This window comes from Peribacillus simplex, assembly GCF_900156045.1.
GTDB classification, from domain to species: domain Bacteria; phylum Bacillota; class Bacilli; order Bacillales; family DSM-1321; genus Peribacillus; species Peribacillus simplex_D.
Map to the genome: position 1 here is coordinate 1,038,280 of NZ_FTMX01000001.1, position 12,152 is coordinate 1,050,431.

Genomic DNA, 12,152 nt, shown 5'->3' on the forward strand with positions numbered 1-12,152 from the left:
TCATGAAACAAGGGAGGTTGTTATATGGCTGATGAGAAAATGAAGAGGACGTTCATGCCCATGCCTGTTGTTCTATTTTCGTTCATGGCGTCAGCGACTTGTGTTCAGCATTTATGAGCAAGAATATGTCACTGGTATGGTTCCGGAGTCTGCTGGACCGCTTTTACAGCATTACTTCTGTATCGGCTTATGCACGGGTTGAATTTACTGATTATTGTGACGTTTACCGATGTCATGTGGATGAAAATGGCTACGAAAGCAATTGCTATACTAACGTTAGTCGCCTTCCTTTTCATGGTCATATTCATCGTTTAATCCATCTGTGATATTACCTAAGGCGAATGAACAAGGAAAAGGACGGTGGCAGAAGCTTTGAAAGCATACCATTGAGCTCTTTTAGTGGTTTTTAAAACTTTGCAAACAGGTATGGAACCGTAATGACGGTACTGTCTTTATAAAAAGCCTAAGGCGAGGATGGCCACCCTCGAATCATAACAAGCAGGGGTATGCAAAAGGCTAAGAAAAGGTGATCGGTCCTTTATAAAATAAGTCTAAGGTGCATACCAGGTTTTTAGGTCAAAAGGGTCCGTTGAAGGACCCTTTTGTTGTGGAACGAATAAAGGTAAATGATGGATATTGAGTAATGGTACATCTTATTTTTTATCTTGCAATTCGGAATTGTGATAAAATATAGGTTAGGTTACAAAAGGAGAGTGAAAATGTGTTATCTATTCCGGATGATAAAATTAGACCATTCATAACTATAACAGTTGATCAGCCTACATTTTCAGACCAAAAAATTCATGAGATTCAGGAACCTTTCTTCTTTCTTATGAAGGAAAATCAAGTGTTTGCGTATATCCGCATGGATGACCTCCCGTTAAATGAAAAAATAACGACAGTCGATCAGCTTTTACAGTATGCTTTTTCGATTGATAATGTCTGTAAATTGCACCCTAACATTTCCTTGCCGCATCTGTTTCAAATTATCGGTGAACCTATCGTACTGATAAAAACGGATGATGGCCGGCTAACCGGTTATGTAAAAAGGGAAGATGTATTAGCTGAATTATTTAAGCAGGACAGCAAACAAAATTTAGACCTGCTAAATGTGATTTTAACCTCCATTCCTATGGGGATTTTTGTGGCTGATAAAGAAAAAAATATCGTGAACTTTAATGAATCAGGCTTGAAGATGATAAAAAAGCCTTCTGAACAAGTCCTTAATGAACCTGCTGCGAATATCTTCAATAAGCAACATATACATAGCGTGTTTACCAGCGGGAGCAGTATTCTGAATCAGCTGGAGATTACTGATGTCATGAGTGTGCTTGTCGACTATAGCCCGATTCTGAACCATGAAAAAGAAGTCGAAGGCCTGATCATCATCGTTCAGGATTTACCGATGGTTGAGGAAATGGCCATGGAAATAGAATTGATAAAAAGCTCGAATAAAGACTTGAATGCCATTTTGGCGAATATCTATGATGAAATACTTGTTGTCAATCAAAAAGGAGAGCTGCTGCGCTATAGTGACAGCATCATCTCAGGATTCTGGGGGAAGGACTTAAAAGATTATATAGGGAAGAATCTCTTGCAATTAGAAGATGAAGGGATTTTTAATCCTTCGGTCACCCGGTTAGTCCTTGAACAAAAAAAGAAAGTATCGATTGTCCAGGATACGAGAATGAATAAGAAAGTCCTATCCGTGGGCACTCCTGTGTTCAATGAAAAAGGGGATATAGATCGAATAGTCATTGCATCAAGGGATATAACGGAAACGACACAATTGAAATCGGAATTAAATGAAATGAGGAAAGAACTGGACTCTTTCAAAAAACAAGATCAATTTTATAAAGAGTTGGTTTTTGCAAGTCCTAAAATGGAGCAGATAATCAGCCAAGTCAAGAAAATCGCTCATTTTTCATCTACTGTATTAATCAATGGGGAGTCGGGAGTAGGTAAAGAAGTGATAGCCGAAGCCATTCATAAAATGGGCAGGCGATCTAAACAGCCTTTCCTGAAGATAAATTGCGGGGCGATTCCGGAAAACCTCCTCGAAAGTGAATTGTTTGGTTATACGAAGGGTTCCTTTACAGGAGCGGATAAAAATGGGAAGGTAGGATACTTTCAACAGGCCAATAAGGGGGTTTTATTCCTTGATGAAGTGGGTGACATGCCAATACATCTGCAAGTCAAACTGCTGCGGGTCCTCCAGGAACAGGAAGTGATTCCGATTGGCAGCACTACGCCCATTTCCATTGATGTCCAAATTGTTGCAGCCACGAATAAGAGTCTGGAAAAAATGGTCGAGATGGGCACGTTCAGAGAAGATTTATTCTATCGATTGAACGTCATACCCATACATGTGCCCCCTTTAAGGGAAAGGCCGGAGGATATACCACCGCTAGCCTTTCATTTCCTGCAAAAACTGAATGAAAGGTATCAGCGGAATTACCACTTTTCCCCCGATGCATTAAATATACTGGAAGTCTATACTTGGCCGGGGAACATTCGTGAGTTGCAGAACATGATTGAAAGATTGGTTGTTTCTGCAGATGAAGAGATGATAGATGCTGACTTCATTCAAAGGTTCATACCTGTGGGCAGTGACTTTAAACAAGCGAAACCCATCATTACGAGAATTCTTCCGCTTCAGGAAGCACAGGATCATGTCGAAGAACAATTGATCATGCTTGCCATGAAACAGTATAAAACCACGACCAAAGCGGCCAAAGCGCTCGGGATAAGTCAATCGTCAGTGAGCAGGAAGTATCAAAAAGTGTTAGCTGAACAGAGTAAGAAGATCGAAAACAATGCATTTTGAATAAAAGCCGTTGCCGAGTGATGAAATTCACTTGTCAGCGGCTTTTATTTATTATCGGCATTAGGGAAGCTTTTAATGATTTTCCGAGATGATTATGCAAAGTGAAATAACGATATGCATATTTGCATAGTATCGGAGTGATTTATCAAAAAAAATGCGGTTTTATTGGTTAATTAACTTGGCATGGTTCTTGCTTGATTAATAGGTATAAGAAAAAAGGGAGGTAAGCATCAAAGTTTCATAAAGAAGCAATCTTAATTAACCATTAACCATCCACTAAAGTTATAAAAAAAAGGGAGATTAAAAAAATGTCAATTAACGTAGAAAGTAAAAACACTCAAGCTAACCAATCAGCAACCCAAGATTATATTAAAAAAGTGCTTCAATTAATCGAACAAAAAGAAATTTCAAAAGAAGATGCGCAGTGGGTAACAAAAGAAACGGTCGAGAATTTCCGTAACCATGTAAACCCAGGGTTTTTGGAATACCGTAAGACGGTCACTAAAGACACACAATTCGCTTCTGTGGAGTGGTCTGATCAAGGTTCCTGTTTTACTGATGTAAATGGAAAAAAATATATTGATTGTTTAGGTGGATTTGGTATTTATAATGTTGGCCACCGTAACCCTAAAGTAGTAAAGGCTGTAACCGATCAATTGCAAAGACAAGCCCTTCATAGCCAAGACTTACTTGATCCATTACGTGCAATGCTTGCCAAGATCCTTGCTGAAATCACGCCGGGAGATCTAAAATACTCTTTCTTTACGAATAGCGGTACCGAGAGCGTGGAGGCTGCACTTAAGCTGGCCAAAATGTACAGTGACCGACACACGATCATTTCCACGACAAAATCATTTCATGGGAAAAGCCTTGGTTCACTATCGGCAACGGCAAAGGGCATGTTCAGAAAACCGTTCATTCCATTGATCCCAGGTGTGCGTCATGTACCTTTTGGTGATGTGGATATGATGAGAAAAACGTTTGAAAGTTGTGCATTGGTTGGTGAAGATGTTGCTGCTGTACTATTGGAGCCAATTCAGGGTGAAGGTGGGGTCATCCTTCCTCCGCAAGGTTATTTAAAGCAGGTTCGGGCATTATGTGACGAATATGATGCGTTATTAATATTGGATGAAGTGCAAACTGGAATGGGCCGTACAGGTAAAATGTTCGCTTCCGAGCTATATGATGTTGTTCCGGACATTATTTGTTTAGCGAAAGCATTTGGCGGCGGAGTTATGCCTGCAGGGGCTGTTGTAGCCAATGAGAAAGTGTTTAAAAGCTGGTTCGACAATCCATTCATGCACACTACGACATTTGGAGGAAATCCACTAGCTTGTGCTGCGGCCATTGCTACGATCGACGTACTATTGGAAGAAAACTTACCGCAGCGTGCTGCAGAAGTTGGTGAATACTTCTTAAATGGGTTAAGGGAAGCGGCTGATGAGCACAAAGATAAGGTATTGGAAATCCGCGGCCAAGGTTTGATGATTGGTATTGAGTTCCATAAAGATGAAGTGGGTTATGAATTCTCAAAAGCCCTCTTTGATAAAGGCATCTTGGTAGCAGGTACTCTCATAAATTCCAAAACAATAAGGATTGAGCCGTCATTGACTATTCAGTTGGATGAAGTCGATACAGTCATTAAAGCGTTTAAAGAGGTTTTGCCGACGCTTCAATCTTAATTTAAGTAATCAGAAAAAACAGCCTTTGGGCTGTTTTTTTTGATTGGAGGGAGTGAGTGTGGGGATTACTTACCTATTATTGTTTTATAATTGCTCCTAGAAATATTTTTTCGAAAAATGGGTCATGAAAGCGGGAATTACACAGATTGGACAAGGATTTAATTCCTTTAACGTAATTTGGTATGTTATAATAATTTCTGGAAAAAGGAGTGATGAAGATATGACACCTGCTCTGCAAAAAATGTGGATATCCTTTATAGCTATGGGCTTTATGGTTATCTCTATATTTCTAATCTACTTAAGCCGCTATAAATTAAAAGGTTTTTGGAGAGTCTTGACAGCAATTATCGCATACATACTTATGATTCTAGCCGGCTTGATCATCCTTATCGTTGTTCTTAGCGGGCCAACCACTTGATAGGTGAGGAGAAATGATGAGAAATTTTTTCAAAATATTATGTTTATTATGCATCATTGTATCATTATCTGGCTGCTTATATCCGGAGAAGCAAAAAATGCAAAACCAACTGCCTTATAAAGAGCAAATACAATCAGTCCAAAGTGCAGTGGATCAATTTCAGAAAGATGAAGGCGGGATACTGCCCATCGTTACAAAAGATGCTGAAACACCGATTTATCAAAAATATGTCATAAAATTTTCTAAGATTTCACCGAGGTATATGGCTGAACCGCCGGACAATGCCTTTGAATCGGGAGGCGTCTTTCAATACATCCTCGTAAATGTTGAAAAGAATCCGACTGTAAAGCTGTTGGATGTCAGGATGGCGCAGAAGATTCAGGATGTTTCCTTGAGATTGACTGCTTATCAGCAAAGCAACGGATACCCGCCATTTAAGGAAAGGTTATCCGATAATGTCTTCACTCTTGATTATGAGAAAATGGGCCTGAAGGAAGCTCCGACGGTCACGAGCCCATTTTCACAAAAAGACTTATATCTTGTAGTCGATGGTCAAGGCAGTATTTTTGTTGATTATACCCCGGATTTACTTGAGGCATTAAAGAAGCATGAGGGGGAATTAAAGCCAGGTGAAGATATCCGGGAACTGTTGGTTCAGAGTTCGGAGTTCGTCCCTGCCTATTCATTGCCATATACCATTGATGGAAAAACAAACACTCCAATATTTCTTACAAAATAGGCATAACCCTTCTTCTGCAAAATATATTGTAGGGGAAGGGTTATTTCTTTTATCTTTATTTCATCTTACTTTTAAAATAACAACCCTTATATAAAATTTCTGGTGGAGGAAGGGATTGAACCAGGGAAATAATTGGAATAAATTTTTAGGACAACATCATAGATATATATTGTCCTAAATAAACGCAAATGGATAAACGAAATCCCAAAACTCTAATTCGGGAGGGGATACCTTGGAAAAGGTAGATATTTTTAAAGATATAGCTGAACGGACCGGTGGCGATATATACTTGGGGGTGGTCGGTGCCGTCAGGACTGGGAAATCCACATTTATTAAAAAATTCATGGAGCTAGTCGTCATTCCGAATATTCCGTCAGAGGCGGACCGTGCCAGGGCACAGGATGAATTGCCTCAAAGTGCAGCCGGAAAGACGATCATGACGACGGAACCTAAATTCGTACCGAACCAGGCAGCATCGATTCAAGTAGCTGAAGGTCTCGACGTGAACATCCGTTTAGTCGATTGTGTCGGTTATACAATACCCGGGGCTAAAGGGTATGAAGATGAAAATGGTCCCCGCATGATTCACACGCCTTGGTATGAAGAACCGATTCCGTTCAATGAAGCGGCTGAGATCGGTACTCGCAAAGTAATTCAGGATCATTCTACATTAGGTGTAGTTGTTACGACGGATGGATCGATTGGAGAAATTCCGCGAAGTGATTATTTAGAGGCCGAGGAAAGGGTTGTCGAAGAATTGAAGGAGGTTGGCAAGCCATTTATCATGATTGTCAATTCCGTTCAGCCCCACCACCCGAATACGGTAGCACTGAGGGAATCCCTGCAGGAAAAGTATGATATCCCTGTATTGGCCATGAGTGTCGAAGGAATGCGGGAATCGGATGTTTATAGCGTACTGCGCGAGGCCCTGTACGAATTTCCTGTTCTTGAGGTCAATGTTAATCTCCCGAGCTGGGTAATGGTTCTGCGCGAGGATCATTGGTTGAGGGAAAGTTACCAGGACGCGGTTAAAGAGACCGTCAAGGACATTAAACGCCTGAGGGATGTAGATCGTGTAGTCGGTCATTTCAATGAATTCGAGTTCATTGACCGTGCCGCGCTTGCAGGCATTGAGATGGGGCAGGGGGTTGCAGAAATAGACCTATACGCCCCTGATGAACTCTATGATGAAATCCTGAAGGAAATTGTCGGTGTAGAGATCCGGGGCAAGGATCATCTGTTATCATTGATGCAGGACTTTGCGTATGCTAAAGCAGAATATGATCAGGTGGCCGATGCATTAAGAATGGTCAAACAAACTGGATATGGTGTTGCAGCCCCATCCCTTAACGATATGAGTCTTGATGAACCGGAAATCATCCGTCAGGGAGCCAGGTTCGGTGTCAGGCTAAAGGCCGTAGCTCCTTCCATCCATATGATCAAGGTCGATGTCGAATCCGAATTCTCGCCAATCATCGGTACGGAAAAGCAAAGTGAGGAGTTAGTCCGGTATCTGATGCAGGATTTCGAAGACAATCCACTTTCCATTTGGAACTCCGATATTTTTGGCAGAAGCCTAAGTTCCTACGTAAGGGAAGGCATTCAAGTGAAATTAGCGATGATGCCAGACAATGCGCGCTATAAATTGAAAGAAACACTGGAGAGGATCATTAATGAGGGCAGTGGGGGATTAATTGCCATCATCTTATAGCAAACGTTTAAAAGCTGGACCAACTCCATTTATGGATTGGTCTTTTTGCATGGGAAGAACGGCGGGATTTCAGGAAAAATATCATTTATGAACACTAATATTTGAAATGATCCGCCGTTTTTTAGTATAATCTTGAAAAAACCCTGTGGTTAAGCGATTTTCAGCAATATTATTAGTTTAATTTCTATAAAAAAGGGAAATGATGAATAGCGAAAGACAAAATTTATAATATATACAATTATTAATGAAAAGATTCCCATTATTTTTTGAATTCCCTTGCTAAGCTAATAGGATTTGTGATAATCTACATACAGAAAACGCGTTATAACAGCGATTTCAACCTATTTATAAATTTTTGGATGAATTATTTGGAAATTAATCGGGCTTGGTAATCCGTGATTGTCAGGGAATGAAAATTTTTTGACCGAAACTAATATCAAATCACTATTATAGTGTTGTAATAATGATTTTTTATAAAGATCCCTTTTGGGAGGAGGTGAATGGCATGAACAAAACAGAATTAATTAATGAAGTTGTTACAGCAACTGAAATTTCTAAGAAAGACGCTACAAAAGCTGTTGATGCTGTTTTTGATACAATCTTAGAAGCTCTAAAAAACGGTGATAAAGTCCAATTGATTGGTTTTGGTAACTTTGAAGTTCGTGAACGTGCGGCTCGTAAAGGGCGTAACCCACAAACTGGTGACGAAATCGAAATTGCAGCTAGCAAAGTGCCAGCTTTCAAACCCGGTAAAGCGCTGAAAGATGCAGTGAAGTAATCCTACCATTACATACGGGTGCTTAACCGAAATGGGCCGCGTGAAAACGCGGTCCTTTTTTTGCTTCTTAATTTCTATCTGTGATAATATAAAAGACAGTGAATATTTTCGAAACGCTGCAGATGGTAAATGCGTCACAAGGAAATGACCAACCTAATACCACTTCCGACGAAATTGCCTTTAAAGGACGTCAATGTATGGGGGAATGGGTCGCTTTAAAATTGCAATTATGGATATCCGGGTGCAAAGCCTTGGATTTTTTATCTGAATACATAATATTATTGATTTTTTAGGAGGTACAAAAATGGCTAATGTTGATCATGCCAAATTAGAAGAAGCGGTTAAAATGCTTCTTGAGGCTGTAGGGGAAGACCCAACGAGGGAAGGACTGCTGGATACTCCTAGCCGTGTAGCCAGAATGTATGAGGAAATTTTTTCCGGACTTAATCAAGATCCAAAGGAATATTTCGATACTGTTTTTGGAGAGGACCATGAAGAACTCGTACTTGTAAAGGATATTCCGTTTTACTCAGTATGTGAACATCATCTAGTCCCTTTTTACGGGAAAGCCCATGTAGCATATATTCCGAAAAACGGAAAAGTGACTGGCTTAAGTAAATTGGCACGGGCGGTTGAGGCTGTATCGAAGCGTCCGCAACTTCAAGAGCGCATCACTTCTACAGTTGCTGACTCGATAATGGAAAAGCTTGAGCCTCATGGTGTAATGGTTGTGGTAGAGGCTGAACATATGTGCATGACCATGCGCGGTGTAAAAAAACCAGGATCTAAAACGGTGACTTCAGCTGTAAGGGGAACGTTTGCGAAAGATCACCGTACTAGAGCTGAAGTGCTGGCATTCATTAAAGACTAAGGACATGGGGGCAGGAAAAAATGAATGAAAAAAAGATTCTGAATGATTTTGTCGTAATCAAAGCCATTGAGGATAGTGTGAATGTAATCGGGTTGACAAGGGGAACGGACACCAAGTTTCATCACTCCGAAAAACTTGACTCAGGAGAGGTGATGATCGCACAATTCACGGAGCATACCTCGGCAATTAAAATCAGGGGCCATGCAAAGGTCTATACTCCATTCGGAGAGATAGAAAGTGATTCCAAAAAGAATTCTCCTGACAAATGATAGCTTCTCAATGCTTGGTTAATTGGTAAATCAATCATCTGATATCGGGTTTAACAAGCTGTAAATTTCCCGCATCCATTTTTTTGAAGAGCAAAAGACGATGGTTTCCTTATTTTTGGAAGTTTCATTTTATAAACGTTGACCATTTCATCTGATTGTTTTTATGGTATAATAATGTGTATTTTACACAGACAGAAACCAATATGTATGAAAAAAATTATCTTTCGGGGATGCAAGGGTGATCTCAATTGTTAAACATAACGGACGACATAAGGCAATTAAAACGATTAATAGAAACGAAAGCTCAACATCCATATTTATTGAAGTATATACAAAAGCCAAGCTTGGACGAAGATAAACTGTTATTGCTTTGGGGATTGTTTAACGATTTGGACGTTACAAGCGAAAAACGGAATCAATATATCATTTCAACCATGTTAGTGCAAATTGCTCTGGATACCCATGAAATCGTCTCGAATTCGGGTGAAGGAATCGAGTCGCCCGAAGTATTGAAAAATCGTCAATTGCAAGTGCTTGCCGGTGATTACTATAGCGGCTTATATTATCAAGGGCTTGCCAGTGTAGGTAATGTTGATATGATCCGTATACTTTCAAGCGCGATAAAAAAAATAAATGATAATAAAATCATCCTTTACCAACAAGGGTCCATTGATGATGTACCAACGCTTTTAATGACGATTAAAGCGATCGAGGCTTCGCTGATTCATAAACTGGGGGATTACTATAGTGAGCCTGCCTGGATGGAAATATCGGAAGATCTGCTGCTTCTAAAACGGTTGCATGCCGAGAAGTGCAGTTATATGAAGTCGGGACAATCGATAGTTTTTGATGTCCTGAGGGAAATGTCTTTTGATGATTCGATTGGTGGGGAAGTTCCCATTTCGGAAAAAGAAGAACAGGTACGAACCCAATTCGACAAGTGCCTGTGGGATGCCAGGCAATCCGTAGAACGCTCGATGCGGAAGCTTGCAAAGTTGGATGATGAGCTACTGGAAAGAGTGAAGGCCATCTTGGAACAAACAGAAAGTATAGCAAATTCATATGTGAAAGAAGGGTGAATCATGGAGCAGTCTAAAGAGCAAAAAGTTCATCATGTCTTTGAAAAGATCTACGGAAATTATGACAAGATGAATTCCCTCATCAGCTTTAAACAGCATCTTAAATGGCGGAAGGCTACAATGGCCATCATGAATGTCCCAAAAGGCGCCCATGCACTGGATGTATGCTGTGGAACAGCGGACTGGACCATTGCCCTTGCTAATGAAGTAGGACCGGAAGGAAAGGTTGTTGGTCTGGATTTTAGTAAGAACATGCTGAAAATCGGCGAACAAAAGGTGAATGAACTCAATCTAGATCAAGTGTCCTTATTGCATGGGAATGCAATGGAACTTCCTTTTGAGGATAATAGCTTTGACTATGTCACGATCGGTTTCGGGTTGCGGAATGTACCTGATTACATGAAAGTGCTTAAAGAGTTAAACCGTGTAGCCAAGCCGGGTGGAATGGTCGTTTGCCTGGATACATCACAGCCAACGATGCTAGGCTTTAAACAGGGCTATTATTTTTATTTCCGTTTCATTATGCCCATGTTCGGCAAATTATTCGCAAAAAGCTATAGTGAATACTCATGGCTGCAGGAATCAGCCCGGGATTTCCCAGGCATGAAAAAGCTTGAAAACATGTTTAAGCAGGCAGGAATGGAAAATGTCAGTTATAAGGCCCATTTCGGTGGGGTAGCAGCAACACATTTCGGGTATAAGCCTTCAAAATAAGCAGAATAGCAATGGACAAAGCTGGGTGGAATGTATGAAATTTAAAATGATGTATTCATTTTTGAATGCAGATTTGCAATTAATAGAAAAAGAACTGGAAGCTGCAATTGAAGCGGATTCCACGGTTTTAAGGGAAGCTTCCCTGCATTTACTGCAATCCGGTGGAAAACGGATCCGTCCGGTATTCGTCCTATTGGGTGCGAAGTTTGGCAACTATGATATTCATGTCGTAAAGCATGTCGCAGCGACTTTGGAACTCATCCATACGGCCTCCCTTGTACATGATGATGTTGTGGATGATGCGGATTTACGCAGGGGATCTGCTACCATTAAGTCAAAATGGGATAATCGTGTCGCCATGTATACAGGCGACTTCATTTTTGCTCGTGCACTGGAAATGATGGCGGTTATCGAGTCTCCGCTTGCGCATCAAATTCTCGCAGATACTATGGTTGAACTATGTCTTGGGGAAATTGAACAAATAAAAGATAAGTACAATTTCGAACAGAATTGGCGGATATACTTTAGAAGGATCAAACGGAAAACGGCATTACTCATTGCATCCAGCTGCCAGTTGGGAGCCATTTCAGCAGGTGTTGAAGAAAAGGTTCATCAAAAGCTATTTAAATTCGGATATTATGTCGGTATGTCCTATCAAATCACCGATGATATATTGGATTTTACGGCTTCGGAAGAAGAGCTAGGGAAACCAGCCGGCAGTGATTTGATTCAAGGTAATATCACTTTGCCCGTTTTGATTGCTATGGAAGATCCGAAGTTAAAAAAGCTTATCGAAACGGTTCGGGAAGATACGCCAAAAGACGAAATGTCCCATATAATCAATGCGATAAAAACTTCCGGTGCCATTGAACAGGCAGCAAGAATCAGTGATATGTATTTAGAAAAGGCTTTTACTGAATTGAAAGGCCTTCCTGCCATTAAAGCTAGAAAAACTTTATCGGATATCGCGAAAAATATCGGAAAAAGAAAGTTTTGATAATGGGAGTTGCGAAACTCATCAAACAATGGTAATATTCTAAAAGTATTGCCTTATATAGGCAAAT

The 12,152-nt window shown here is 40.4% G+C and carries 11 protein-coding genes; all 11 read left to right on the forward strand.

Translation table 11 applies throughout. From position 1 onward, the window contains the following. The first annotated feature begins 721 nt into the window (after positions 1-721). The 11 genes from BW986_RS04985 to hepT all read left to right on the forward strand — a co-directional run bounded on the left by BW986_RS04985 (position 722) and on the right by hepT (position 12,085). Positions 722-2,827 carry a sigma 54-interacting transcriptional regulator gene (locus BW986_RS04985; protein WP_076365633.1) on the forward strand — a complete coding sequence of 702 codons (2,106 nt, stop codon included), beginning with the start codon at positions 722-724 and terminating at the stop codon, positions 2,825-2,827. Positions 2,828-3,135: 308 nt separating this feature from the next. Next, the gene (locus tag BW986_RS04990; RefSeq protein WP_076365635.1) at positions 3,136-4,509 is read left to right on the forward strand and encodes a putrescine aminotransferase; all 1,374 of its coding nucleotides are present in this window, start codon (positions 3,136-3,138) and stop codon (positions 4,507-4,509) included. 220 nt (positions 4,510-4,729) lie between these two features. Then, entirely contained in the window at positions 4,730-4,927 is a 198-nt protein-coding gene (locus BW986_RS04995; protein ID WP_048681698.1) for a DUF2768 domain-containing protein, read from the forward strand. 16 nt (positions 4,928-4,943) lie between these two features. Beyond that, entirely contained in the window at positions 4,944-5,666 is a 723-nt protein-coding gene (locus BW986_RS05000) for a hypothetical protein (protein ID WP_076365637.1), read from the forward strand. Positions 5,667-5,898: 232 nt separating this feature from the next. Next, on the forward strand, positions 5,899-7,377 hold the full coding sequence (gene spoIVA / locus BW986_RS05005; protein WP_076365639.1) for a stage IV sporulation protein A: 1,479 nt from the start codon (positions 5,899-5,901) through the stop codon (positions 7,375-7,377). 505 nt (positions 7,378-7,882) lie between these two features. Then, entirely contained in the window at positions 7,883-8,155 is a 273-nt protein-coding gene (locus BW986_RS05010) for an HU family DNA-binding protein (RefSeq protein WP_034308023.1), read from the forward strand. Between the two features lie 304 nt (positions 8,156-8,459). Further along, on the forward strand, positions 8,460-9,026 hold the full coding sequence (gene folE / locus BW986_RS05015) for a GTP cyclohydrolase I FolE (RefSeq protein WP_076365641.1): 567 nt from the start codon (positions 8,460-8,462) through the stop codon (positions 9,024-9,026). A gap of 20 nt (positions 9,027-9,046) precedes the next feature. Then, a complete protein-coding gene (gene mtrB, locus BW986_RS05020; RefSeq protein ID WP_076365643.1) occupies positions 9,047-9,295 on the forward strand; it encodes a trp RNA-binding attenuation protein MtrB in 249 nt (82 codons plus the stop codon). Positions 9,296-9,543: 248 nt separating this feature from the next. Then, complete coding sequence (locus tag BW986_RS05025) at positions 9,544-10,374, forward strand: heptaprenyl diphosphate synthase component 1 (protein WP_076365645.1); 831 nt, start codon at positions 9,544-9,546, stop codon at positions 10,372-10,374. Between the two features lie 3 nt (positions 10,375-10,377). Further along, positions 10,378-11,088: a demethylmenaquinone methyltransferase gene (locus BW986_RS05030; protein ID WP_076365647.1), complete on the forward strand. Its 711-nt coding sequence runs from the start codon at positions 10,378-10,380 to the stop codon at positions 11,086-11,088. A gap of 34 nt (positions 11,089-11,122) precedes the next feature. After that, complete coding sequence (gene hepT / locus BW986_RS05035) at positions 11,123-12,085, forward strand: heptaprenyl diphosphate synthase component II (RefSeq protein WP_076365649.1); 963 nt, start codon at positions 11,123-11,125, stop codon at positions 12,083-12,085. The last annotated feature ends 67 nt before the right edge of the window (positions 12,086-12,152 follow it).

What these genes read in the sequence shown, in the direction of transcription:
- BW986_RS04990 (WP_076365635.1), top strand. Translation starts at nt 3,136, where the DNA reads ATGTCAATTAACGTAGAAAGTAAAAACACTCAAGCTAACCAATCAGCA.
- BW986_RS04995 (WP_048681698.1), top strand. Translation starts at nt 4,730, where the DNA reads ATGACACCTGCTCTGCAAAAAATGTGGATATCCTTTATAGCTATGGGC.
- BW986_RS05000 (WP_076365637.1), top strand. Translation starts at nt 4,944, where the DNA reads ATGAGAAATTTTTTCAAAATATTATGTTTATTATGCATCATTGTATCA.
- BW986_RS05010 (WP_034308023.1), top strand. Translation starts at nt 7,883, where the DNA reads ATGAACAAAACAGAATTAATTAATGAAGTTGTTACAGCAACTGAAATT.
- folE (WP_076365641.1), top strand. Translation starts at nt 8,460, where the DNA reads ATGGCTAATGTTGATCATGCCAAATTAGAAGAAGCGGTTAAAATGCTT.
- mtrB (WP_076365643.1), top strand. Translation starts at nt 9,047, where the DNA reads ATGAATGAAAAAAAGATTCTGAATGATTTTGTCGTAATCAAAGCCATT.
- BW986_RS05030 (WP_076365647.1), top strand. Translation starts at nt 10,378, where the DNA reads ATGGAGCAGTCTAAAGAGCAAAAAGTTCATCATGTCTTTGAAAAGATC.
- hepT (WP_076365649.1), top strand. Translation starts at nt 11,123, where the DNA reads ATGAAATTTAAAATGATGTATTCATTTTTGAATGCAGATTTGCAATTA.